We start from the raw sequence: 24,878 nt of genomic DNA, 5'->3' as shown, positions 1-24,878 counted from the left end.
CGTGGCTGTAGAGACCTCCCCCCCGACCCCTCTGTGGAACGACCCCACCCGCCCGGTAGCCACCAGAGTGGCGTCCCTGATCGAGGCCATGACCCTGGAGGAGAAGACGGCCCAGCTGTACGGCGTGTGGGTGGGCGCCTCCGCCCGGGGTGACGAGGTGGCACCCCACCAGCACGACATGGAGGAAGCGGTCGATCTCGAGGCGCTGATGCCCACCGGGCTGGGTCAGCTGACCCGGCCCTTCGGCACCGCGCCCGTCGACCCCGCGCTCGGGGCACTCTCCCTGCATCGCACCCAGGCCCGTATCGTCTCCGCCAACCGCTTCGGGATTCCCGCCCTCGCGCACGAGGAGTGCCTGGCCGGCTTCGCGGCCTGGGGTGCCACCGCCTACCCGGTCCCGTTGTCCTGGGGCGCCACGTTCGACCCCGGGACGGTGCGCCGCATGGCCGCGGCCATCGGCCGTGACATGCGATCCGTCGGTATCCACCAAGGGCTCGCGCCGGTCCTCGACGTGGTGCGCGACGCCCGCTGGGGTCGCGTGGAGGAGACGATCGGCGAGGACCCGTACCTCGTGGCCACCATCGGAACGGCCTACGTGCGGGGACTGGAGTCGGCGGGCGTCATCGCCACCCTCAAGCACTTCGTCGGCTACTCCGCGTCCCGCGCCGGACGCAACCTCGCTCCCGCGGCGATCGGGCCCCGCGAACGCGCCGACGTCCTGCTGCCCCCGTTCGAGATGGCCGTACGGGAGGGCGGCGCCCGCTCCGTCATGCACGCCTACAACGACAACGACGGCGTACCCGCCGCCGCCGACCGGCAGTTGCTGACCGGTCTGCTCCGCGACACCTGGGGCTTCGAGGGAACGGTCGTGGCCGACTACTTCGGCATCGCCTTCCTCAAGACCCTGCACGGTGTCGCCGCCGACTGGGCCGGCGCCGCGGGCGCCGCCCTCGCGGCGGGCGTCGACGTCGAACTGCCCAGCGTCAAGACCTTCGGTGAGCCGCTCGTCCAGGCGGTCAAGGACGGCCGGGTCCCGGAGTCCCTCATCGACGGGGCGCTCAGCCGGGTTCTGCACCAGAAGGCCCAGCTCGGCATGTTGGACCCCGACTGGGATCCGGTGCCGGAGGCCTTGCGCGGCGCCGATCTCGACGACCCGGACGCCCTGCGCGGCAAGGTGGACCTGGATCCTCCCGGGAACCGTGAACTCGCCCGTGAGGTGGCCGAGAAGGCCGTGGTGCTCCTGCGCAACGAGGCCGGTGTGCTGCCGTTGGCGGCGCCGCGCCGCATCGCCCTGATCGGCCCCAACGCGGCGGAGGCCACCGCCGTTCTGGGCTGCTACTCGTTCCCCATGCACGTCGGGGTCCAGCACCCGCAGGTCCCCGTCGGCATCGCCCTGCCCACCCTCCACGACACCCTCAGGGCCGAGTTCCCCGACGCGGCCATCACCCTCGCCCCCGGCACGGGCATCGACGACGGAGACCTCTCCGGGATCGGCACGGCGGTGGCCGCGGCCCGGGACGCGGACGTCGTGATCGCCGTTCTGGGCGACCGCGCGGGCCTGTTCGGCCGTGGCACCAGCGGCGAAGGCTGCGACACGGAATCACTCACCCTTCCCGGCGCCCAGCAGCAACTCCTCGACGCGCTGCTCGACTCCGGACGTCCGGTCGTCACGGTGCTCCTCGCCGGCCGGCCCTACGCCCTCGGCCGTGCGGTGGACGAATCCGCGGCGATCGTCCAGTCCTTCTTCCCGGGGGCCGAGGGCACCCGGGCGATCGCGGGCGTGCTCAGCGGCCGTACCAACCCCTCGGGGCGCCTGCCCGTCAGCGTGCCCCGGAGCGCCGGGTCGCAGCCGACCACATACCTCGGCGCCCGCCTGGCCCAGGCCAGTGATGTCTCCAACATCGACCCGACCCCGGCGTTCGGCTTCGGCCACGGTCTCGGCTACACGACCTTCGCCTGGAGCGGTCTCACCGTCGGGACACGACTGGCCACGACCGAGGGCGAGTTCACCCTCGCCTTCACCATCGGCAACACGGGCGAGCGGACCGGTACGGAGGTCGCGCAGCTCTACCTCCACGACCCGACGGCGTCCGTCGTCCAGCCGGTGCAGCGCCTTGTCGGCTACAGCAGGGTGTCCCTGGAGCCGGGCGAGACCCGTCGTCTGCACGTCACCTTGCCGGCCGACGTCGCCTCCTTCACCGGTCGTGACGGCCACCGCATCGTCGAACCGGGCGACCTGGAACTCCGCCTGGGGCCGTCGAGCACGGCCGCGCACCTGACGACCACGGTCACCCTCACCGGTCCCACCCGGGTCGTGGACGAGACCCGCCGCTTCCACGCCACCTTCGTCCAGGGAGCCGTCCGCGAGGAGTAGTGGAGTAGTCGGAGAAGAGCGGTCACAGCGGAGCGCCCGGCCGGGTTTCCCGGCCGGGCGCTCCGCGTCGCAGGACGGTCGGCTCAGCGGCCGTCGCGAGGAATCACGTGGACTCCCCCGGTCCGGCCGGCCGCTCGGCCAGGAGACCGGACCCTGCTAGGCCTGCCATTCGGCCGCGCTGGCCGTGTAGACCGTACGGCGGGCGCGGTTGAGGTTGCCGAGCGGTCGGAAGTCCGCGGGGGCGTGCCAGGGGTTGAACGCGAGTGCGTCGACGCGGTCGCGGGTGGCCCGGCCCTTCTCGCCGAGGATGTCCTGGGCGGGAATCGTCAGGGTGGCGACGTGGAGCCAGGGGGAGTCGTCCTCCGTCCATTCGACCGCCCCGTCCTCGATCGGGGTCAGCCGCTCGCTGACGTACTTCTGGACGTGGAGGGCGAAGCACACCGGCCCGGCGCTCAGCCGGCCGGCGAAGTCGGCCCGGAGTCCGTCGGGCGACTCCGTCGGCGCGGCGGACGCGGGGTCGGGGGCTCCGACCGGGCTGAGCCGGAACCTGACGGGCCCGGTGTTCCCCCACAGGACGGCCCCGCGGCTCCAGTAGGACTCCCGTGCGAGGCTCGCCGACGGGCGGTTGGCCTGCCCGAGGTTGTCGAGGATCCGCGCGGTCTCCGCGGCGCCGAACCGTGCCACCAGGCGCGACCGGATCTGGTCCGCGGGGCCGGCTCCGATCTCGGCGATCTCCACGAACTGGGTGGCGTCACGGGCGTGGGAGACCGGGTAGCTGGTCATGAGGAGGTCGTGTTCGCCTCCGCCCGGCAGGGTGATCTTCAGTGCGGCACCGCGCAGATCGGGGTTGCCGTCGGGGCCGACGACGCCGGCGGCGTTGGACAGGCGGACCACGGCCGGCAGCCGGGCGCCGGCCGTGAAGTCCCCGGCGCGCAGGTCGTCGGGGAGATCGGCCCGAAAGGCGAGTTCGGCGTCGTCCACCCCTACGACGATCTTGGCGTGGAAGGTACGGCGGGACACCTGCGAGCCGGATCGCCGCCTGTTGGCGCGCTGGAGGCCGACGACGACGTCCGCCAGGTCGCGGAAGTGCGCCTCCTCGGCCTCGGGTGAGCCCTTGAGGTAGGTCTCCCGCCACGTGGGCGACGCCTGCGGGGTGGGCGGCGGACTGCCGTGGCTGTCTCTCATCGTGCTTCTTCCTCTTCCGGTGGCGTGGCCGTTCAGATGAGCCGGGCGTTGTGGACGGCGGTCTCGATGACGTCGTCGAGCCGGCCGGCGAGCACCTGCCGCGCCGCGCTCAGGGTGAACCCGGCGGCGGTGCGGGCGGGTACGTGGGCGGGGACGGTGAGCGCGTAGGGGTCGACGAGGACGTCCACGACGACGGGGCCTCCCGTGTGTGCCAGCGCGGCCGCGAGACCGTCCTCGACGTCGTCGGGGTCCTCGATGCGGATGCCCCTGGCGCCCATGGCCTCGGCGACGGCGGCGAAGTCCGGGTTGGCGAAGTCGGTCCCGAACGGTACGAAGCCCGCCTCCTGTTGCTCGATCTTGACGAAGTCCAGCCCGCTGTTGTTGAAGACGATGTGCACGACGGGCAGCCGACGCTGCACCTCGGTCAGCAGGTCGCCGAGGCCCAGCATGGTGAATCCGCCGTCACCGCACAGCGCGATCGTCTGCCGCCCGGGGAAGGCGAGCTGCGCACCGAACGCACCGGGTGAGGCGGTGGCCATCGACGCCCAGGAGAACGATCCGAACAGCCGCCGTTCCGGGCCGTACTTGATGTGCCGGGCGGCCCAGATGACCGGCGTCCCGGTGTCGGCGAAGAACAGCGCGTCGTCGTCGGCCAGGTCGCTCAGGGTGGCCGCGAGGTACTCGGGCCTGATCGGACTGATCCGCGGGCCCTTGTCCGTGTACTGCCGCGCCCTGCGGTGGAATCGCTCGGTCTCCTCCACGCAGCGGGTGAGGAACCCGCCGTCAGGTTTCGACTCGACGAGAGGCAGCAGCGCGGACACGGTGGCCCGCACGTCGCCGGTGACCCCCAGGGCGACCGGGACGCGCCGGCTGAGCCGTTCCGGGTTCCGGTCGACCTGGATGATCCTGGTCCCGCGGTGCGGCAGGAAGTCACTGAAGGGGAAGTCCGTGCCGAGCATCAGCAGCACGTCGGCGTGGTGGAGCGCGTGGTGGCAGCCCCCGTAGCCGAGCAGTCCGGTCATCCCGACCGCGTTCGCGTTGTCGTGTTCGAGGAACTGCTTGCCCTTGAGCGAGTACCCGACGGGTGCGCTCAGCTTTCCCGCGAGTGCCGTCACCTCGGCGTGCGCCCCGGCACAGCCCTGGCCGCCGAAGACCGCGACCGTGTCCGATCCGTTGATCATCTCCGCCATGGCGGCGAGATCCTCCGCGCAGGCGGGTGCACGCACCGGCCGGGGCAGCCGGATCTCGTAGTCGTCCTTCCGTGCGTCCGCGGCCGCTACGTCGCCGGGCAGCGCGACGACGGCGGGACCGCCCCGGGTCACCGCGGCCGTCATCGCCGAGGTCACGACGGTGCGCAGCTGATCGGGACTGACCAGCCGGCCCACGTACACCGCCGCGGACGCGAAGAAGCGGTACGGGTTCAGCTCCTCGACCGTGTCCGTGTCCATCAGGCCGGTTTCGGTGTCGCCGGCCAGGACGATGACGGGCACCTTCTCCTTGAGGGCGTCCAGCATGCCGTTGACCAGGTGCGCCACCCCGGGGCCCGCCGTTCCGCACACCGCGACGGGCTGCCCGGTCAGCTTCGCCTCGGCGACCGCGGCGAACACGCCGAACTCCTCGTTGCGTACGTGCACGAAGTCCACCTGGCCGTTGCGACGCATCGCGTCGACCACCGGGTTGAGGGCATCGCCCACGATTCCGTAGCAGCGCCGCACGCCCGCGCTGACCAGCATCTCCCACAGCCCGTCGGCCACCGTCCGCGACATGGCGGGTGCCTCCCTTCTCGTCCTGTCGGTCGGATTCGCTCAGCGTTCGGCGGTCGGTGCGTCGAGGACTCCGGAGCGCGGGTCCAGTGCCCAGTCGAGGGCGAGGTCGGCGACACCCTCCCATCCGGGTGCGCCGCACGTGAAGTGATCACGGCCCTCGAAGACGGCGTGGGCGGTGACCGCCGTCGAGTGCTTCGCGTTCCTCTCGTAGTTCTGCCGCTGGACGGCGGGAGGCAGGATGTGGTCGCTGCCGCCGGACACGAACAGCAACGGTGCCCTCTCGTCGTCGGAGAAGTCGAAGGTCGTGGCCGCGTGCGGGGTGAGAGCCGCGAGTCCGCCCTGGAAGAGGACGCGGGCGGGCGTCGGCACCGCGTAGCGGTCGTAGGCCCGCTGCGAGTCCTCCTGCGTCAGGGTGTTGGTGAAGGCGTAGTGGAACTGCTCGGCCGTCAGGGGGACGGCCCGGTGCGCGTTGGCCGGGTTCCTCAGGACCGGCAGGACGGAGCGGAGCTCGGAGAGGGGCATCGCGTTGACGCCCTTGACCGCGGCACCGTCGATCGAGACCCCGGCGGCGCCGAGCCCGGCACCCACCAGGAGCTGGGCGAAGGTCCCGCCGAACGAATGGCCCATGATGATCGGCGGGGTGTCGAGTTCCCCGACGACCCGGGTGAGGTGATCCATCACCTCGCGCACCCCGACACCGGCGAGGGCGGAGGCGTCCTCGCGCAGCGCGGCCACCCCCGCCTCGCCGGGCTCGATCCCGGGGTACCCGGGCGTCAGCACGGTGAAGCCGCGCTCCTCGTACCTGGTCACCCAGTGCTCCCAGGCGAGCGGGGTCATCCACAGGCCATGGATCAAGACGATCGTCCGCGGTGCGGAGGTCATGCCGGCGTCCTTCCGTCGGTGCGGCAGCCGTCCGGGCGGTCACCCGGCGGGTTCTGTCCTGCCGCGGTCAGCATGTCCTCGCACCCGCTGTGCACGGGCCCAACGATCCCGCCCGCCGTCGTGCACGACGACGACGAGCGGGGCCGGAGGACTCGCCTGCGCAGCCGGCCGCCGGTGGTGGTGCTCATCCGTGCCGGGCCGGGGGGATCGCCCCCACCGTGCCCTCCCACACCACGGCGAGCCGGGCGAGTTCGCGATGCGCGTGCCGGTCCAGGTCGAGGCCCGACAGCCTCTCGATCCGGTTGATGCGGTACAGCAGGGTGTTGCGGTGGGCCGGGAGCGCCGCGGCTGTCGCCGTCCGGTTGAAGCCGTGCGCGGAGAGGCTTCGCAGCGTCTGCGACAACGCCCCGGAGGGGTCCTCGGTGTCCAGCGGGCCGAGAACCCGGCGCACTATGTCCTCCGCCAGACGGGGGGAGCCGGCGAGCATGAGTTCCGTCAGGTAGTCGTCCACGCGGACGCGTCCACGGCGTTCGTCCCGGCTCGCGAGAGTGACGAGATCGTGCATGGTGCCGACGGCCTCCGCGAGCGCGCCGTCACCGGCGACCGGCTCGGCGGCGAGGATCAGCGCCCTGTCGGCGAGAAAGCCGCCCCAGTCGAAGTCCGGCCCGGTCAGGCCCACGACGCGATGCCCCTCCGCGTAGGCGAGTGCGCCCGCGGACCGCAGGCGGGCCGCAAGGCCCGCGTGTGCCGCGGCCGAGCCGCCGTCGACGGCCGCGACGAAGGGAGCGTGCGGCCCGCCGAGATCGAACCCCAGACGTTCCGCCCGGTCCAGGTCCTCGACGGTGGTCGCCGCCCGGGCGCAGATCCGGGCGAACAGCGTCGCCGCCCGGGAGTTGCCGCCGGCGGACGGAAGGTCCCGCTGGTCGGCGAACGCCCGCGTGACGGTCGTCAGCGCGACGTCGAGGAACGCCCACGGCACATCCAGGTGAGGCAGGAGGTACGTTCCGCCCTCGGGCGGGACAGCCTCGAGCACCGTGCTGCGCACCGCGCGCGCCGTGCCCCAGCAGGCGCGTATCACGTCCTCGGCGCCCACGCCGTGCCGTGCCGCCTCGCGCGCCGTCTCGTACAGGTCCGACAGCGCGTTCTCGTCGGGGCCCTGCCCGGTCAGCAGCCAGTTCCTGACCAGTTCGAGGCTACGACGGACGACGTCCCCGATGACTCCCGGCCGGCAGCCGCGCCCGGCCGTCCGGCCCGCCGGGGTGCCGCCGAGTTCACAGGCCACTTGCCGCACCAGCGACTCGCCGTCCAGACCGTGCAGGATGCCGCGCAGCCGACTGACCACCGCGGGCCCGGCGCCGGCCCGTGGCATGTCGTGCATGAGTGTTACCTTCCAGCGGCTCGGTGCCGTCCGGCGTCGGCCGACGCGCGGTCGAGCGGGATCCGGGACACCGGCGGCCGGTGGCGGCCCGCGTCCAGGGGTCCACGGTGTCCTCCGGCATGCCGGTGTGCCCGACGACAGCCGGTGCGGGAGGGGGCCTGTGCCCTTTTGGGCGCCGGGCCCGACGCCGCCCGGCGACGGCCGGAGAGCGGCTCCGGGCACGCCGGCGTCACAGCATGTCCGGTGGCGGGAGCAGGAAGTTCCACGCGCTCAGCACGCCGCTCACGAACGCCACGAGCGAGGCGGGCGGCAGCACGTACAGACCGGCGGGCGTGCCGGTTGCCAGCACGGCACCGCTGACCACCAGCAGCAGCATGACGACGATGCCGGTGTCCCGGCGGTCGAAGAGGCCGGCCGGCCGCTCGGCGGCGGGATCCGGCCCTCGCCTTCGCCGCCCGATGACGAGCAGACCCAGTCCCCCGGACAGTCCCGCGGCCATGAGCTCGGCGCCCAGCGCCCAGTCCGGCTGGCGAGGCGTCAGCAGAACCGTCGCCGTCACCAGCGGTGCCGTGAACAGCACGAGGGTCTGCGCCGCGATCGCCCGCAGACCGGGATGCCTCGCGATCCGCTCCGCGTTCAGCGACACCGCGACGAACAGCAGGCCGGTGAGCGCGCCGCTGGCACCACCGGTCATCACCCCGAAGCTCTCCCAGTCGACGAGACCGGCCATGTCCTCGCACTCTCCCTCCGCGACCGCGACGACCCGGTCGGCGCGTCTTCCCCCGCACACTCGGGCGGCACATCGGTGACCGCCTCTCACATGACCCCGCCAGGACCGCGGTCGGCACCTCGTGCGGGCCGGACCGGCGGCACCGCCCGCCCTTCGCAGGTGGTCCCGGCCCACACATTGAACGCCCTCCGCTCTTGTGCACGGGCACGAAGTCGCGGCGCGATTTTGGGACTTCGCCCACCGGGGGCGTCGATAGCTTCGCGGCATGAAAACGAGTCCCGTCGCCCGCTTGGGCAGTTCCTGGATCTGGCACCTGCTCTACGGGCTGGCTTCGATCGCCGCAGGCGTCACCGCCGTCTCCTGGCCCGGCCCGACTCTCGTGGCGCTCGCCGTGATCATCGGCGCCCAGCTGATCGCCACCGGGATATTCCGCCTGGTGGGGGCCGCGAGCCTGGGAGAGACAGGCACCGCCCGCACTCTCACGGCGGTCCTCGGCGTGGTGAGTCTGGTGCTCGGGCTCTACTCCGTCCGGCACATCCTGATCACCGTGCTCGCCCTGGGACTGCTGCTCGGGGTCTACTGGATCGTGGACGGCTTCACGGCCGTGTTCGCGGCGATCGACCACCCCGGTCCGCCCGGGCGAGGATGGACCGTCTTCATCGGGCTTCTCGGTGTCCTCGCGGGCCTGACCCTGCTGGTCTGGCCGGATCTCTCGCTGCTGACGCTGTCCTTCCTCGCCGGCCTGTGGCTGATCATGCTCGGCGCCATGCAGCTCGGCCTGGCCCGCCGGATCCGGATCCTGGTCCGAACCGTCTGATCCCGTCCCTCGCCCCTCGTGTCACCACGCGGCCCCCGAGCCCGGTCACGGCAGCATGCCCGCCACGCCTCGGGGGCCGCGGGCCGTTCGGCCGGAGGGCGGTGCGAGAGCCTCGGCGCGGCTCCGGCACGCACCGGTCTACTCGGGGAGGTCCGCGGGCTTCGAGGCCGACCGCACGTCCGCGGCCACGTTCTCCCAGATCACCGCGAGCAGTACGACCGTCCGGTCGCGCTGGTCCCTGAGCGACAGCCCCGTCAGTTTCTCGATCCGGCCCAGCCGGTAGAGGAGCGTGTTGCGGTGCACCGGCAACGCGGCGGCGGCCGCCGTGGTGTCGAAGCCGTGGCGGGCGAGACATCGCAGCGTGTCCGACAGGTCCACGGCCTCGGCCCGCTCCAGCGGGCCGAAGACCCGCCGGACCAGGCGGTCGGCGGTTCCCGGCGAATCGGCCAGGAGCAGTTCGGGCAGGTATTCGTCGGCGCGCACCCGGCCCCGCCGCCCGGACCGGGCCGCGATGGCGACCAGCGCTCTCAGGCCGTCGACCGCCGCCCCGAGCCGGTCGCGGGCGAGCGGCGGGTCCTGCGCCAGGATCAGCCGCGGGTCCTCCAGGAACGCCGTCCAGCCGAAGCCTTCCGGTGTCAGCCCGGTGACCCGCAGTCCCTCGGTGAACGCGAGCACCCCCGCCGCGCGCAGCCGTGCGGCGAGGTCGGCGTGGCTGCCGACGGAAGCCCCGGCCAGCCGGGCCGTGAAGGGTCGGTACGGTTCCTCCAGGGCGAACCCGAGCCGGGCGGCCCGGTCCCGGTCCTCGATCGTGACCGGCAGCCGCGCGCACAGCCTGTCGAACAGGGCACGAGCCCGCCGGTCGCCTGCCGTCGAGGGCGCGTCCCGCTGGTCGGCGTAAGCCTGGACGAACACGTCGACGACCAGGTCGAGGTAGTCCTCCGCACAGCTCCAGACCGTGTCCCACTCGGCGAGCAGCACGGCCCGGTCCTCGTCGCCGGCCAGATCCAGCAGCGCCTCCCAGAACATCCGGACTCCGCGCCGGTAGACCAGGATGCTGTCCTCGATCGGCTGGCCGGCGACGGCGCGAGCGCGGAGGAACTCGTGCAGCTCGGCCCGGAAGTAGTCGTCGGGCGGGGATCCGTTGATCATCCAGCGCAGCAGCAGCTCGACGTTCCATCGCACGACGGCCGCCCGGTCCACCGGCCACTCGAAGCTCGTGTAGGCCGTCAGCCGGTCGAACCCGGTGGCCATGCGACGTACCACGACCCCGACGTCGAGGCGCTCCAGAACCGCCCGCAGATCATGACCCGCCGCGCCCCGGTCAGGTGGGGGAACCCCGTTCACGGGCAAGATCCTGCCACATCAGCCCCGCCCACCCCGCGGAACGAGTGTTCCGTTCCGTCCCGGAGGTGTGCGGCGACGCGAGACCCGAAGTGCCGGGGGGTGGGTGTCCGGGAAGCACGCCACCGCCCCGTGGACGGGCGCCCGCGGGGGGGGCGCCGGTCAGTGGTTCCGGGCTTCCTGGGCGCGCAGGGCCTCCTCGACCGCTTTCCGGACGCGGGCGTTCTCCCGCCGGGTGCGGCGGGTGCGGGCGCGGCGGGCGAGCAGCAGCCACGCGGTGCCGGCGGCGGCCAGTACCAGGACCACGACCAGGAGGGTCCAGGGCACGGCCCATCCGCCGGTGGTGGCCCGGACGGGGGCGAGCGGAGAGACCGAGCCGGAGGCGTCGGTGAGCAGCGGGGTCAGGGTCACGGTCGCGGTGAGCCGGAACGCGGGGGCCACGTGCCGCCCCTGGGCAGGTCCTGACCCGCGGGCCTCGGCAGCGCACGCACCACCGAGAGGAACGTCCTCCATGACGACCCGAGCAGAGAAGACCCTGACCATGATCCGCGAGGTGTGCGCGCTCGGACGTGCCGAGCTGGACCGCCCGCGCACCGCGGAGGGGGACGCCACCGCCGGTCGTACGCTCGTCGACGGCCTGCGGGCCGTCGACCCGTCCGGTGAACCGAGCGACATCTCCTTGTCCCTCGGCCTCCTTGCGCCACGCGCCCCCTACTTCGACCGACTCGTACTGAACGCCGTCGCCGCCGGAACCCGCCAGGTCGTCAACCTCGGGGCCGGCTACGACGACCGCGCACTGCGGTTCAGGCACTCCGGGGTGCGGTTCTTCGACCTGGACCTGCCGGACGTCGTCGCCGACAAGGCCCGTCGCCTCCGCACCCTGGACACCGACGTCAGCCACGTCACCCTGGACACCGACGTCAGCCACGTCACCCTGGCCGCGGTCGACTTCGCCACCGGCGACGTCGCCGACGTCCTGGCCCGTGCCGGGCACGACGCCGCGCAACCGTCCCTCTTCATCGCCGAGCACCTCGTCCTGTTCCTGCGACCGTACGACGTGGAACGGCTCTTGGCCGGCATCTCCACCCGCACCGCGGCCGGCAGCACCCTGGCCCTCACGGCCGAGGTGCACCCCGCCGGCCTCGACTCGTCACTCGTCGTCTCGACGGTGGACGACGTGATGTTCGACGGTGCCGGCCCCCTGCGCGGCATCCGGACGCGCGACGCCTGGCTGACCCTCCTCGAACAGCACGGCTGGCAGGTCGAGGACGCCGCCGGGACGACGGCCGTCGACCACTTCCGGCTGCCGGTGGACGGCACCACGGTCCAGATCCAGACCCAGTTCCTCACCGCGGCGGCCGCATGACGCGTCACGCGGCGAACGCCCCGCCCCGGGCCGCGTGGCGCGGCCCGGGGCGGGGCGTGGCGGAAGGTGGACGGGCGAGGTGCCGCTCACCTCAGCAGGGAGAGGTCGACCGCGTCCGCCAGCGCCTGCATGCCCTTCTCGTTCGGGTGGATGTGGTCGCCGGAGTCGTAGGCCGGGGTGAGCGCGGCCGGGTCGGCCGGGTCGGCGACGGCCTTGTCGAAGTCGACCACGCCGTCGAACGCCCCGCTGGTGCGGATCCAGTGGTTGGCCTCCTGGCGGATCGCCTCCGCGGAGTCGCTGTAGTAGCCGTTGCCCTTGTCGGGCAGCATGGTGCCGCCGATGACGCGGACTCCCGCGGCGTGCGCCTGCCGGATCAGGCCGCGGTAGCCGTCGATGAGGTCCCCCGCCGTCAGGGGCTTGCCCCCGGGGCCGGCGTTGTTGCCGATGTCGTTGATGCCCTGCAGGAGGATCACGTCCCGCACTCCCGGCTGGCCGAGCGCGTCGTGGGCGAAGCGCTTGGTGGCGCTGACGCCCTGCCAGATGTTGGGGACGTCCGTCAGGACGCGGTTTCCGCCTATGCCGGCGTCCACGACGGCCATCGGACGGGTCGCGGCCAACCGCCGGGCCAGGTCGTCGGGCCACCGGTGGTAGGCCCCCGCCGGGGTGTTGTAGCCGTCGGTTATCGAGTCGCCGAAGGCCACCACGGTGCCGCTCGCCCGCGCCGGGACGACGTCGATCCCGGACAGGTAGTACCAGGAGGTCCTCGCCGCGACGTAGGACGCGTCGGAGGCCTCGCCGGTGTGGTCTCCCGGGCCCGACAGGTAGCTGGTGTCGAAGGCGTCGGAGTGCCAGGTCGCGGAACTGGTGGCACGGGGCAGGTAGACGCTGACCAGTACGCTCTGGTCGGCCTTGACGTGCATCGCCACCGGGTCGCTGACCACTTCCCCGCCGGTTGGGACGGTCACGGACCGCCGGTGGGCGAAGGTGACCGGGAGCAGTGACCCGGCGACCGCCGTGGCCCGGCCGGCCTGCGCGCCGATCGTGACGGTGCCCACCGACAGCGGGATGGTGCCGCGCAGGTTGGACAGGTGGATGCGCAGTGCGCCGCCTTCCACGGTGGAGTGGGCGACCATCCGGATGGTCTGGTCGTCGAAGTTCGGTCCGCCGGCCGTCATGCTCGGCGACCAGGCCGCGACCCGCCGGCCCTGCGCCACCTGGCTGTGCGACGACGTGGACTCGGCGGCCGGGGAGCCGGCGGTCCGGCCCACGGCGACCTGTGCGCCGGCGAGCAGTGCGACGACCGCGGCCGGTGCCGTCAGCACGGTGAGCAGCCTGTGTCTGGATGCGGCAAGCATGGGTGTTTCCCTTCTCCCGGCGCATGGCCGGCCTGGTGGCGACGAGTTGTCCGGGACCGCGGTCAGTTCAGGGTGAAGCCGTCCACCAGGAGGTAGTCGCCGCCGGCCTTGGTGAGCGTCAGGGTGTGGGTGCCGGCGGGCAGGTCGGAGACCGTGTACACGCTCTGCTGGGCGTGGCGTTGCGGGGTGTTCGCGCTGACGGTCCGCTTGGCGTGGCCGTCCAGCGTGACGGCGATGTCGCCCTCGTCGGAGTTCGTCTCGGTGAGGAAACTGATCCCGGTGCCGCTGAAGGTGATCGTCGCGGCGGCGCCGTCGTGCTGGGTGTAGTGCACGCCGTCGTCGAGGTCGCCGTAGCCGCGCGAGCCGCTGGAGGACCAGCTGCCGGTGTAGGAGATCCGCAGGTCGTCGTCGTCGACGGTCCCGCCGGGGAGGGTGCCGGGGCCCGCGGCCTCGATGACGGCCTTCGCCGCCGGCGGCCAGTTCCCGTCGGTCACCACGGTGGCCTGCTGGAACTCGATGTCGGTGCCGCTGTTGTTGTAGGAGGCGGTGTCGCTGTAGTTGTCGTGGATCGAGTCGTCGTGGATGCTCGGCGTCCACAGGTTCGTCCAGAGCGACCCGTTGGCGAACCGCACCACGTTGTCATGGGTGTTCCAGCGCGAGCTGCCCTCGTCGTGGTAGATCATGTTGCAGCCGTCGATGCACTCCGACAGCACGTTGCCGGCGAGTTCCGAGGGTGCGGACTGGCCGCCCAGGGTGTAGATCGGACCGCCGTCGAAGAGCGCGCCCATCACGCTGTGCACGTGGTTGCCGAGGATCCTGTTGCCGCCGGCGTACGTGGTGCCGTGCAGGCAGGGGTCGGGCAGACCCTGCGCGGCCTGCAGTGTGCAGTTCGACGTCCATCCCCAGCCCCAGCCGATGGACATGCCGGAGTACGGGGTGTAGCCGACGTCGTTGTGGGAGACGGTCGTCGCCCTGGTGTGGCCGACCCAGACGCCTACCGCGTCCTGGTACTCCTGGCCGGGGAACCGCACGGTGTTGCCCGAGACGGTGTTGCCGCTCGTCATCAGGGCGGGGTCGGTCTGGTAGTAGTCGTCCACCTCGCCGACCGAGACACCGCTGCCGGAGGTGTCGGTGACGGAGCTGTCCTCGATCGTGGAGTCCTGTGTCTGGTCGGCCAGGTCGATGCCGCTTGTCCCGGTGTGCCGGACCACGTCGTGGGAGAAGGAGATCCGCGCGCCCCGGTGCACCTGGACCGCCGCGGGGATGCGGATCGGTGTGCGTGTCGCCGGGTCCCAGAGGATCCCGGCCTGGTTGTCCACGTAACCCTCGGCGGACGGGGCGTTCCATGTGGTGTGGGCGAAGGTCAGTCCGGAGAAGACCAGGTCGTGCACGGGTGCCACGACGTCGGGGATCACGGTGAATCCGTCGACGAGCAGATAGGTGCCGCCGGTCTTGACCACACGCACGGTGTGCTTGCCCTTGGGCAGTCCGGTGACGGAGACGATGGCCTGCTGGGCCAGGCGTTCCGGGCCGTCGCCGGAGACGGTCGAGACCTTCGTGCCGTCGACGTACACGTCCGAGGTGCCCTCGTCGGAGTTGGTCTCGGACAGCACCTGGATCCCGGTGCCGGTGAAGGTGTAGGAGACCGCGTCGCCGTCCTTCGAGGTGTAGTGCACGTCCGCGTTCAGGTCGCCGAGGTGCCGGCCGTCCGAGTAGCCCCAGTCGCCGGTGTACTCCGCCCGCCAGTCGGTGTCGTTGACGGGGGCCAGGTGTCCCGGGGTGCCCGAGGCGTCGAGGAGTTCGGGCGCCACCGGCAGTTCGACGTCCGCCGTCGCCAGGTTCTCGCCCGCGCGCGGCACGTAGTAGAGGTACCCCGCGTCCTCGTCCAGGTAGAACTGGCCCGGCGTGCCGAGGAGTTGGTACGCGTTCTCCAGCCAGCTGACGCCGTCCATGGCCGGCAGTCCGGCGCCGTTGAAGGGGAAGCTCGGGTTGGGCACGGCGTTGTGGTTGTTGTTCCAGCAGCCGGGATCGACGGTGAGGTCCGAACCGCCCGACGCGGAGCGGGTGATGGACGCCAGCGGGCAGCGCATCTGCTTCCAGCCGCTGTTGCGGACGACCTCGACGCGCGCGGGGTTCGTCCACGCCGCGTACGAGGGGTCGGCGGTGGTGAAGCCGGTGGAGGTCACCGAGAAACCCGACGGGTCGCGCGGCCCGCGGGCGCGGTCGGCACGTGTCCCGTTCACGAACAGCTCCCGGCCGGCGGTGCCCGCGGGAACCCTGGCCCGGTAGATGTTCTTCGCCGTGTCGACGCGCGAGAAGCCGGTGATCCGGGTCGCGCCGCTCAGCACCGGCGTCTGCCCCGCGGCCGCCCGGTACACCACCGGGTGGCCGGGCCGGCCGGAGTCCTGGACGCCCAGCCGGAAGGGGACGGTGAGCCGGTAGGTCCCGCCCTCCAGTTCGACCACGACGTCGCCCGGGGCGTGCGGGACGAGAGATCTCGCACGGTCGCGAGCGGTCTCGAGACTGCATGGGTTGCGGTCATCGCAGGCCGAGCCGCGCCCGTCCGGTGCGGCATGCAAGGTGTCCGGCGCGTGGGTCGACGCGTCGGCGGCGACGGCTTCGGGCGGGCCGCCGGTGAGACCGAGGCAGGACACGGCGGCGGCAAGGCACGCGGCGACAACGGTGCGCATGATCGATCTCCCACAGGACGTGCGACGGCTCAGACATCCGATGAATGTACGGAACCTCGGGCTCAAGTCCTAGGTCTGGGACGGTAATTATCTGTCGACATCCGATCTGTGGCGGACAGGGGCGCGGCCTCCTCGACACCGGCCGGGTGGTCCGGACCGCGGATCCCGGCGGGAGACGGGCCGTTGCCGGTCCGGCGGACGGCCGACGGCCGTCACTGTGCGCCTGCCCGTGCCGGTGGCGGAGCGGCGAACGGTCCGTCCGGGGCACAGGGCCCCGGACGGGCCGTTCTCACCTCACGTGCGATCCGTGACGGTGTGTCAGCGCAGGCCGAACGCCCGGATCACCGTCTGGTGCACCGCGTTGCCCGCCGAGTCCCGGGCGCTCGCCCTGAGCGACACGAAGGACGCCTTCTTCGGCGCGTCCAGGCGGAACCGCCCGGTGTGGTCGCAGGTGGCCTTGTGCCACGTCGCGCCGTCGTCGTAGGACAGTTCCAGGGTGACCGCGCCGAGTCGGCCCGGACCGACGGCGCCCGGCAGCTGAGCGGCCGTGGCGGACAGGAAGTCGTGCCGTCCGGCCCGCCCGGCCGAGTCCGTGCCGACCTCGTAGTCGAGCTGCACCAGCGGCAGCACCGCGGCCGAGCCGTCCGCCGCGGCCTTCGAGGTGAAGTCCCACTCGGTACGTGTGCTGGAGGAGTACGGAGTGAACGCCACGTCGCGCTCGGCGGTGACGACCAGCCGGTACGGCAGTGGTCCGGCGCCGGGTGCGTCGCCCGAGACGTTCGTGAACGTGCCCGTGCCCAGCTGCGTGCCGCCCTGGTAGAGGGTCTGGCGCTGCTCCGCCCCGCCGTCGATCTGGTTCATGCCGACATGGGTGCGGCTGCCCCAGGCCGGGGTGTCGAGGTACAGGTGGTCACCCGTGCGCGTGGGCATGCTGTAGGTGTCGTTCAGGTAGGGCCGTTCGATCGGCTTGAACCACTCCTCCGACTGCGTGCTGCCCGCCCGGTAGGAGGTCTTGGCCCCGGCCTCGAAGACCATGCCGTCCGCGTAGGCGCTCTGGCTCCAGCTGTTGTACCCGCCGGTGGAGACCCAGTCGGTGCGCTTGCCCCGGACCGGTTCCGGCATCATCGAGCCGATCGCCCAGTCGTTGTAGTCGGGCCAGTCGAACCGGAACTCGCCGCCGGTGGTCCCGGGTGCCGGGCTGTCGAAGGTCTCGTCGATCCGGGCGAGGTTCTTGGCGCTGCCCTGCACCACCAGGTGGGCGGGTATCTCGTTGTGCCAGGTCCGGTCGAGGTCGTAGACGTACGGGCTCACGGGCGCGGAGCCGACCGTGACCGAGGCGCCCCGGGCCCGGGCCTGACCGACCAGCTTCTCGCCCTCGTCGGTGCTGAGCAGACCGACGTCCAGCCGGACGGGCGTCGAGCTGAACGGCGCGTTGTAGGACCGGAAGCCGCGGCCGTCCGTGTTGTTGACGACCAGCATGAGCTTCGCGCCCGCCGCCACCGCGGCGGCCGCCTGGTCCATGTCGGAGACGTCGTCGTTACGGCGTACCACCACGGCCTTGCCGCGCGCGTCGAGGTGGGCGTAGTCCGTGGTCGCGCCCTGCCCGGCGAAGACCAACGGGAGCTTGACGGTGCCCTTGGGCAGGGGGGTGACGCCGTCCTGGCGCAGCACGTCGGTGAAGTCGGCGGTCCTGGTGGAGACGGACAGCGCGGGCTGCTCCTTGCGCCAGCGGGCCGCCAGGTAGAAGTCGCCGTGGGTGACCTTGTGGGTGGTCGGCTGGGCCCAGAGGCTGTCGTAGTTGGTCTGGGTCTCCATGTAGTCGCGCCAGACCTGGCCGCCCATCAGGCGGGTGTAGTCCAGCCGCTGGTAGGTCGTCTCGGTCTGCTGGGGTGTGGTCATGTCGACGCGGCCGATCCTGGACGCGTCGAGTGTGACGGTGGTGTCGCGGTCCATGCGGACGTCGGGGTCGCCGAGCAGCGCCATGCCCCAGGAGTGGGGTCCGTGGACGCCCTGCACCGTCTTGAAGGACAGCACCGAGTACACGTCGTCCGGCAGGTACATCTCTCCCGTGCCGGACTCGTCGATCACGACGAAGTCCGGGGAGCTCTCACCGGACCTGAGGAGTTCGACCACGCCGGACATGGGCCGCTCCTGGGCATCCTTGAACCGCATGGTCAGCTTGTGCTCGACGTCCCCGAGGGAGACGGCGGTGTGTGCCGCGACCTCGCCGGCCCTGGTCTTCGCGACGACCTGGCCGCTGTACCGGCCGCCGGTGGTGACGCCCGAGCCGTCGATCGTCACGGTGACACCGGCGGTGCCGTGTGCCGGCACGGTGACCTGGGAGGCGGAGAGCCGGAACACCCCGGCGGGGGCGTGTGCCGCGTCGACGCTCAGCGCGAGAGTGACCGGCTTGTCCGTGGTGTTGGTGTACGTCACCGGGCGCTGTACTCCGCCGGCCTGACCCTGCGCCACCTGCGCGGCGTACGCGGTCGCCGTCGCGAAGACACCGGCGTGCGCGGCCGCGTCGACGTCGAGACGGCCGCTGCCCGCCTGGAAGGCGTCGTACTGCGGGGTCTGCCGGGAGCTGCTGGCGAGCAGGTCCTTCAACTGGCTGCCGGTGAGGTCGGGGTGGGCGGCTGCCAGCAGCGCGGCGGCGCCCGCCACGTGGGGCGTGGCCATGGAGGTGCCGCTCATGGTCTGGTAGGCGCCCTCGCCGTTCCCGTCGAACTGGGAGTTGGCCGCGAGGATGTCGACGCCGGGGGCGGTGATCTCCGGCTTGAGCGCGCCGTCGACGCGGGGGCCCTGGCTGGAGAACCCGGCCAGTGTGTCGGCCGAGTCGACGGCTCCCACGGTCAGCGCGTCGCTCGCCGCGCCCGGTGCGCTGACGGTGTCGGGTGCCCCGGAGTTGCCCGCGGCGACCACGAACAGCGCGCCGGTCTCGGCGCTGAGGGTGTCGACGGCCTGGCTGAGGGGGTCGGTCCCGTCGGACGGCACCCCGTCGCCGAGGCTCATGTTGATGACCTTGGCGTGCTGGTCGACGGCCGCCCATTCCATGCCGGCCAGGACCCAGGAGGTCTGGCCGGACCCGGTGTCGTCCAGCACCTTGCCGATGTCGAGGCGGGCGCCGGGCGCGACCCCCTTCTCCTTGCCGCCGGAGGCCGCGCCGGTGCCGGCGATGATGGACGCGACGTGCGTGCCGTGACCGAAGTGGTCGTCCGTGTTCTCGTCCGGTACGAAGCTCTGACGGTCGGCGACACGGTCCGCGAGGTCGGGGTGTCCCGCGTCGACGCCGGTGTCCAGGACGGCCACGTCCACACCCTGACCGGTGTCGCCGCCCGCCCACACCTTGGGGGCGCCGATCTGCGCGGTGCTGTCGGCGAGGTCGGCGTGGACGAGGCCGTCCAGCCAGATGTGCGCGATCCCGTCGGCGAAGGCCGGTGCGGCGGACCGCTTGCGGGCTCCGTCGGCCGTGGCGGTCACGGACTTCCAGAAGTCCGCGGCGTGCGCGCGGTCCGCGGTGAGAGCGGCGCCGCCGATGCCGTCGAGGGTACGGACCCGGGTCGCGCCCTCGGGCAGAGCGGCGGCCGTGCTCCGGGCGTCGGCGGTGTGCGCGTAGGAGACGATGAGCGGCAGCCGGTCGCGGTGCGCGTCGTCGTACCGGTCGGCGACCATGGCCGTGATGTTGAACAGCTGCCGGTCCAGTACGCCCTTGGCCACGAACGGCAGCACCGACTCGGGGAACACGTAGAGGTCGTCGCCCGCGGTCAGGATGTGGGTCGGCACCGGGTGCCCGTCGGCGCCGCGGACGCTGACGACGCCTCCGGCCTTGTTGCCGGTGCCGGGGCTCTGGCGGGTGGTGACCACGTCACCGGTGATCAGCGTCACGGAGTGCTCGCCCGCGGGCACCCGGTCGGACGTGGCGGCGGTGGACGACGATGCGGTGGACGGGTGGCCGGCGGCGTTCGGACGGGCCGCCGAGGACGCGAAGGCCGTCGCGTCGTAGGGTCCGGCCAGCGCCATTACCAGGGCACCGGCGGCAACCGGCACACTCCAGCGTCTGCGGTGGTGCGCTCTCACAGGGTCTCTCCCGGCTCAGCGGTCGGGCAGAGCACGGTCGTCCTCTGCCGTCCAGGTGGCGCCGCCTGACCGGTCGTGGGCACCGGGGGTGCCCGGAAGCCGTCCGCAGGTGGCGTGAACGATCAGAGTGAAAGCTTGTGAACGACGAATGTCTAGATCAAACTCATGTCGTACATCGCCAGCTGGCGATTCGCGCCACGGCCGTCCCAACTGCTGGACGGACGGCGATCGCGGGGAGGACAACCGGTGCTGAGCACCCTGGGTATCAGCGAGTTCGACGAGCAGGTCTACCGCGCCTACCTCACCACGTCGGACCGGACGGCGGCCGAGATCGCCGCGGCCCTGGGCACCACGCCCGGCCGGATCAGACGCACCGTCTCCCGGCTGGTGGACCTGGGCATGCTGAGGAAGGAAGGACCCGGCCAGTACCGGCCGGTCAGCCCGCACACCGCGCTCCGGGCACTGCTCGCCAGGCGCCGGGCCGAGACCGAGGCGGCCTTCACCGCCGTGTGGGGCACCGTCGACGACCTGGCGGACGAGTACCGCGCCCATCGGCTGCAGGAGGATCCGACCGGGCTGGTGGAGGTGATCACCGGCGAGGCGGAGATCACGCTGCGCGTCGCGGAACTGATGCAGTCGGTCCGCACCCACTTCTGGGTGCTCGACCGGCCGCCCTATCTCGGCCCCTACAGCACCGACCTGGAGGAGGCCCTGACGATGGACCTGCTCGGCCAGGGCGTCGACATACGGTCGGTCTACACCCAGGAGGCGCTGGCGCAGCCGGGCCGCTTCGAACTGATCACCCACCTCGCGCAGATCGGTGAACAGGCCCGCATCCTGCCCGAACTCCCCTTCAGACTACGCATCATGGACCGGCGCGTGGCGCTGGTCGCGCTGGTGCCGGGCCGCTACGACAGGATCGCCGTCGTGCACCAGTCGGGCCTGCTCGACGCGCTCCTCGAGCTGTTCGACTCCTACTGGCAGCGTGCGCAGTCACTCGTCGCGAGCGCACCGGCGGCACCCGACGGGCCGAGCCCCCAGGATCTCCTGCTGCTGAAGATGATGCAGGCGGGGTACAAGGACCAGGCCATCGCGCGGCAGTTGGGCACGAGTGCGCGCACGGTGACCCGCCGGATCGGGGCGATCGCGTCCGGCCTCGGCCTCGAAACCCGCTTCCAGGTGGGAGTCGAGGCGGCCAAGAGAGGCTGGATCTGAGTACCGCGAGCCGACCGGGCCGCCGGGCCGGTTCACCCCAGAACTGCCGTCAGACGCCGCCGCGTACCCACTGTGCGGCCGCGACGGTGCCCTCCTCGATGTCCCGCCGGGGCAGTTGAAGACCGAGCGCGGTCTCGAGAGCGTGGAAGTACAGTGCGAACTCGTCGGTCAGCTCGGGGTGGTCCAGTTCGGCGCGGCGTACGGCCCGGTTCAGGAAGTCGAGTTGGCCGCCGCGGTAGTAGGGGGCGCGGCCCCGCTTGTACCAGATCAGTTCCAGGGCACCCCAGTCGTCGTCGACGTGGTGGCCGTCACGCGTGTAGTCGAAGGTGTAGATGGCCTTGGCGGCGGTGGCGCTCAGCTGAACGGTCTCGGTGACTCCGAGGCGGGACAGGGCCGCGCCGTCGGTCCGGATTCCCGGCGGTGTCTCGTGGTACATCAAGAACGCCCAGTCGCCCGCCTGCCCGAAGCAGCAGCTCTCCCACGCGATGTCCCAGTGGTCACGGCCGCTGCCCTCCATGGCGCGCAGGTCCGACAGCCGGGTCCCGGCGGCGACCTGTCCGGGGTCGGCGCCGTGGAGCAGAGCGATCTGTTCGGCGCTGACGCCCTCGCCCCGGAAGAAGGCGAGGTTGGTGTAGGGGTCCTGCTCCCGCCATGTGCCGGAGATCCAGGCGAAGCGTTCGAGCGGGTCACGTCCGCACGGTCGCGCCGTCGGCGCGCCGTCCGTGCCGCCGCCGCGGAACCTGCTTCCCCAGGCGGGGTCGATCCGGTCCAGCATCCCGGCCTGCCCGGCGACCAGGTTGGCGACCGGGCCCTGGCCCGGAGTGCGGGCCACGATGTGCTCGGCGAGACCGCGGACGGCTTCCTCGGCGACGAAGTACAGCGCCTGGTCGAGGTCCTGGGTGGCGAAGATCTCCAGGTGCGGGCCGTGGTGGCCGCGCACGGTGCCGTCCTCGTCCAGGACGAGGAAGAGGCCACCGGTGTCACCCACGTGTTGTGCGTACTGATGGCGTGAGGTGCCGATGGGCGGCAGCATGGCGTCGTCGAGCAGGTCGGAGCCCGCGGCCGTCCGGCGCCAGGCCTGTCTGAGCAGATGCTCCGTCATCTTCATGCGCGCCAGTATGCGACCCGGCACTGACACCACGGGGTCGAGACCGCTCGATCAGTCCTGCGGCCGCAGCCTCTGCCGGGCGGACGAGCGCCTGTACGTCCTCGGTCGACCACGCCTCAGCCGGTCGTGGCCTCGCGGGTGCGCTGGTGGTGGCGGCGGGCCTTCATGCGGTTGCCGCAGACCGCCATCGAGCACCAGCGGGCCTGGTTGGTCCTGCTGCGGTCGATGAGGAAGAGCCGGCACTCGGGGTTGGCGCAGGCCCGCAGCCGTCCCGGCTGGGTCTCCTGGAGCCCGCTCCAGGCCAGGACCGCCGTCACCGCCAGCCGGCGCGCCGCGGGGACGTCGATTTCCCAGGCCACGCCCGCGGCGGACAGCCGGGGGTGGGAGGTGACGTCCGCGAGGAGCGGCGCCAGTGCCGTGGCGGGCCGGTCGCCGGACACCACGTCCCGAAGGAGGTCGCGTGCCTGGAGGAGGTACCGGCGCTCCTCCCGGCCGCCGCTGCCCCCGTGGTCCCGCTGCCAGGCCCTGGCCGCCTCGGCGTCGGCCAGCAGGTCCAGGACCGCGCCGTCGACCAGGGGGGTGCTGTTGAGAAGTTCCAGCAGCGTGTCCTGCTGATCCGGGCCGGTCGTCGTCATCGCCGCCTCCTCCTAACCTCATCGATCCGGTTGAAAGGTTACACCCGCACTCTTCCGCACCGCCGAGATCTAACCCTATTGATCGCCTTGACTGGTTAGGTGGAGTGTGCTCGACTGGTTGGGTAACCAGTCAAGAGCGAGAGAAGGGTTAGGACCATGGCGCCCGCAGTCCATCACCGCACCGCCACCGTCGACGGCCTCGACGTCTTCTACCGGGAGGCGGGCGACCCACAGGCGCCCGTCGTGGTCCTCCTGCACGGCTTTCCGACCAGCTCGCACATGTTCCGGAACCTGATCCCGGCACTGGCCGACCGCTACCGCGTGATCGCCCCCGACCACATCGGGTTCGGCCAGTCCGCGATGCCGGCCCCGGACGACTTCCCGTACACCTTCGACGCCCTCACCGACGTCACCGCCGGCCTGCTCGGACAGCTGGGCGTCGACCGGTTCGCGATGTACGTGCAGGACTACGGCGCCCCCATCGGCTGGCGGCTGGCCCTGCGCGCCCCGGACCGCGTCACCGCGATCGTCACGCAGAACGGCAACGCCTACGAGGACGGCTTCGTCAAGCCGTTCTGGGACGGCGTCTTCGCCTACACCGACGCCCCGGGACCCGAGACCGAGGCCGCCATGCGCGGCGCCCTCACCCTGGAGAGCACCCGCTGGCAGTACCTGAACGGAGTCGCCGACCCCACCCTGGTCAGCCCGGACAACTGGGTGCACGACCAGGCGCTGCTGGACCGCCCCGGCAACGACGGGATCCAGCTCGCGCTGTTCCGCGACTACCCCACCAACGTGAAGCTCTACCCGCGGGTCCACGGCTACTTCGCCGACTCGCAGGTCCCGCTGCTCGCGGTGTGGGGCGCGAACGACGAGATCTTCGGCCCCGACGGCGCCCGCGCGTTCGCCCGGGACCTCCCCGACGCCGAGATCCACCTCCTCGACTCCGGGCACTTCGCCCTGGAGAGCCACCTGGAGACCATCAACGGACACATCCGCGACTTCCTGGCCCGCTCCCTCGCCTGACGGCGGGCCCCGCCCAGCACCCCCATCCCGGTAACGGAAGGAGAGTCCCATGGGACTGTCCTGGCAACAAGGCCCCCTCTCCAGCGGCGCCGTCGGCCGCTTCCTCACCCCCGAACCGCTGCCCGACCGCCTGCTGTTCGCCGAACCGCTGCGCCGCCGTATGCGCGTGCGGTTCAACGGGATCTGGATCGCCGACAGCGAGGACGTCGTCCTCCTCCACGAGCCCGGCCGGTACCCGGTCGCCTACTTCCCCCACGCCGACGTCGAGGAGAAGGCTCTCGTCGCCGGCGGCAGGACCACCCGGCACCGGGACCTGGGCGAAACCGCCTGGTACTCGGTACGCGCCGGCGACCACGTCACCGAACGCGCCGCATGGGAGTTCACCGCCCTGCCCCGGCACGCCCGCGATCTCCAGGGGCGCCTCGCCTTCGCCTGGCGCGCCATGGACGCCTTCTACGAAGAGGACGAACGCGTCCTCGGGCACGCCGCCGACGCCTACCACCGCATCGACATCCGTACGACCACGCGCACGCTGGAGGTCCGTGCCGGCGACGCCGTGATCGCCCGCTCCCTCCACCCCGTCGTGCTCTACGAGTCCGGATTCGCCCCGCGCTGGTACGTCCCCCGTACCGACGTCGACGAGACCTGGCTCCGTCCCGTTCACGGCCAGACCTTCTGCCCCTACAAGGGCCTGTGCGACTACTACGACATCGGCGACGCGCACCGCGCCGCCTGGACGTACCGCGACGCCTACCGCGAGGTGGACCGGATCGGGGGGCTGGTGTCCTTCGAGGCGGACAAGGTCGAGGTCCGTCTGGACGGCGGGCTCCTGCGTCCCGAACCGGGACAGGGCGTCGTCCCGCACGGCGCCGACCGCGGCCTGGACACCGACGAGGTCGCGACCCGCTGACATCGCACCGGCAATCGACGAAC

General features: G+C 72.1%; 18 protein-coding genes. 6 read left to right on the top strand and 12 right to left on the bottom strand.

Annotated features, from left to right (window positions below; all coding sequences use genetic code 11):
- Window position 1 precedes the first annotated feature (1 nt).
- Complete coding sequence (locus tag ACFY3I_RS16590; RefSeq protein WP_390861157.1) at window positions 2-2,374, top strand: beta-glucosidase; 2,373 nt, start codon at window positions 2-4, stop codon at window positions 2,372-2,374.
- A 156-nt stretch (window positions 2,375-2,530) separates the two neighbouring features.
- On the opposite strand, the gene ACFY3I_RS16585 is transcribed toward ACFY3I_RS16590, so the two are convergent.
- The 5 genes from ACFY3I_RS16585 to ACFY3I_RS16565 all read right to left on the bottom strand — a co-directional run bounded on the left by ACFY3I_RS16585 (window position 2,531) and on the right by ACFY3I_RS16565 (window position 8,315).
- Window positions 2,531-3,559, bottom strand: coding sequence for a hypothetical protein (locus tag ACFY3I_RS16585; protein WP_390861156.1), 1,029 nt, complete (start codon window positions 3,557-3,559; stop codon window positions 2,531-2,533).
- 32 nt (window positions 3,560-3,591) lie between these two features.
- Window positions 3,592-5,325, bottom strand: coding sequence for a thiamine pyrophosphate-dependent enzyme (locus ACFY3I_RS16580; RefSeq protein ID WP_390861155.1), 1,734 nt, complete (start codon window positions 5,323-5,325; stop codon window positions 3,592-3,594).
- Window positions 5,326-5,364: 39 nt separating this feature from the next.
- Window positions 5,365-6,207, bottom strand: a complete 843-nt coding sequence (locus ACFY3I_RS16575) for an alpha/beta fold hydrolase (protein ID WP_365290824.1) — start codon at window positions 6,205-6,207, stop codon at window positions 5,365-5,367.
- A 184-nt stretch (window positions 6,208-6,391) separates the two neighbouring features.
- A complete protein-coding gene (locus ACFY3I_RS16570; RefSeq protein WP_390861154.1) occupies window positions 6,392-7,585 on the bottom strand; it encodes a PucR family transcriptional regulator in 1,194 nt (397 codons plus the stop codon).
- Window positions 7,586-7,814: 229 nt separating this feature from the next.
- Window positions 7,815-8,315 carry a hypothetical protein gene (locus ACFY3I_RS16565; protein WP_390861153.1) on the bottom strand — a complete coding sequence of 167 codons (501 nt, stop codon included), beginning with the start codon at window positions 8,313-8,315 and terminating at the stop codon, window positions 7,815-7,817.
- 265 nt (window positions 8,316-8,580) lie between these two features.
- Here ACFY3I_RS16565 and ACFY3I_RS16560 point away from each other — a divergent pair, with 265 nt between their 5' ends.
- Window positions 8,581-9,132, top strand: a complete 552-nt coding sequence (locus ACFY3I_RS16560) for an HdeD family acid-resistance protein (protein WP_390861152.1) — start codon at window positions 8,581-8,583, stop codon at window positions 9,130-9,132.
- Window positions 9,133-9,270: 138 nt separating this feature from the next.
- Here the strand turns inward: ACFY3I_RS16560 and ACFY3I_RS16555 are convergent, their stop codons facing one another.
- Together ACFY3I_RS16555 and ACFY3I_RS16550 are read right to left on the bottom strand one after the other, a co-directional pair.
- On the bottom strand, window positions 9,271-10,476 hold the full coding sequence (locus ACFY3I_RS16555) for a PucR family transcriptional regulator (protein ID WP_390861151.1): 1,206 nt from the start codon (window positions 10,474-10,476) through the stop codon (window positions 9,271-9,273).
- Window positions 10,477-10,635: 159 nt separating this feature from the next.
- Window positions 10,636-10,914 (bottom strand): hypothetical protein, encoded by a 279-nt coding sequence (locus ACFY3I_RS16550; RefSeq protein WP_390861150.1) that lies wholly within the window; start codon window positions 10,912-10,914, stop codon window positions 10,636-10,638.
- Window positions 10,915-10,984: 70 nt separating this feature from the next.
- On the opposite strand from ACFY3I_RS16550, the gene ACFY3I_RS16545 reads away from it, so the two are divergent.
- A complete protein-coding gene (locus ACFY3I_RS16545; RefSeq protein WP_390861149.1) occupies window positions 10,985-11,839 on the top strand; it encodes a class I SAM-dependent methyltransferase in 855 nt (284 codons plus the stop codon).
- Window positions 11,840-11,925: 86 nt separating this feature from the next.
- Here ACFY3I_RS16545 and ACFY3I_RS16540 read toward each other — a convergent pair whose 3' ends face one another.
- The 3 genes from ACFY3I_RS16540 to ACFY3I_RS16530 all read right to left on the bottom strand — a co-directional run bounded on the left by ACFY3I_RS16540 (window position 11,926) and on the right by ACFY3I_RS16530 (window position 19,904).
- Window positions 11,926-13,194 carry an SGNH/GDSL hydrolase family protein gene (locus tag ACFY3I_RS16540; RefSeq protein ID WP_390861148.1) on the bottom strand — a complete coding sequence of 423 codons (1,269 nt, stop codon included), beginning with the start codon at window positions 13,192-13,194 and terminating at the stop codon, window positions 11,926-11,928.
- 62 nt (window positions 13,195-13,256) lie between these two features.
- Window positions 13,257-15,884: a hypothetical protein gene (locus ACFY3I_RS16535; protein WP_390861147.1), complete on the bottom strand. Its 2,628-nt coding sequence runs from the start codon at window positions 15,882-15,884 to the stop codon at window positions 13,257-13,259.
- A gap of 318 nt (window positions 15,885-16,202) precedes the next feature.
- Window positions 16,203-19,904: a S8 family serine peptidase gene (locus tag ACFY3I_RS16530; protein WP_390861146.1), complete on the bottom strand. Its 3,702-nt coding sequence runs from the start codon at window positions 19,902-19,904 to the stop codon at window positions 16,203-16,205.
- Between the two features lie 303 nt (window positions 19,905-20,207).
- Between ACFY3I_RS16530 and ACFY3I_RS16525 the strand changes: the two genes are divergently transcribed.
- Window positions 20,208-21,176: a helix-turn-helix domain-containing protein gene (locus tag ACFY3I_RS16525; protein ID WP_390861145.1), complete on the top strand. Its 969-nt coding sequence runs from the start codon at window positions 20,208-20,210 to the stop codon at window positions 21,174-21,176.
- A gap of 49 nt (window positions 21,177-21,225) precedes the next feature.
- Here ACFY3I_RS16525 and ACFY3I_RS16520 read toward each other — a convergent pair whose 3' ends face one another.
- Window positions 21,226-22,284 carry a hypothetical protein gene (locus tag ACFY3I_RS16520; protein ID WP_390861144.1) on the bottom strand — a complete coding sequence of 353 codons (1,059 nt, stop codon included), beginning with the start codon at window positions 22,282-22,284 and terminating at the stop codon, window positions 21,226-21,228.
- Window positions 22,285-22,400: 116 nt separating this feature from the next.
- The gene (locus ACFY3I_RS16515) at window positions 22,401-22,919 is read right to left on the bottom strand and encodes a CGNR zinc finger domain-containing protein (protein WP_390861143.1); all 519 of its coding nucleotides are present in this window, start codon (window positions 22,917-22,919) and stop codon (window positions 22,401-22,403) included.
- A gap of 156 nt (window positions 22,920-23,075) precedes the next feature.
- Between ACFY3I_RS16515 and ACFY3I_RS16510 the strand changes: the two genes are divergently transcribed.
- Both ACFY3I_RS16510 and ACFY3I_RS16505 read left to right on the top strand, forming a co-directional pair.
- A complete protein-coding gene (locus ACFY3I_RS16510) occupies window positions 23,076-23,945 on the top strand; it encodes an alpha/beta fold hydrolase (protein ID WP_390861142.1) in 870 nt (289 codons plus the stop codon).
- A gap of 49 nt (window positions 23,946-23,994) precedes the next feature.
- On the top strand, window positions 23,995-24,855 hold the full coding sequence (locus ACFY3I_RS16505) for a DUF427 domain-containing protein (RefSeq protein WP_390861141.1): 861 nt from the start codon (window positions 23,995-23,997) through the stop codon (window positions 24,853-24,855).
- The last annotated feature ends 23 nt before the right edge of the window (window positions 24,856-24,878 follow it).

The sequence above is a fragment of the Streptomyces sp. NPDC001068 genome (assembly GCF_042897315.1).
Classification (GTDB): domain Bacteria; phylum Actinomycetota; class Actinomycetes; order Streptomycetales; family Streptomycetaceae; genus Streptomyces.
Note: the sequence above shows the minus strand (reverse complement) of the source record. Positions and strands in the feature narration are given on the sequence as shown.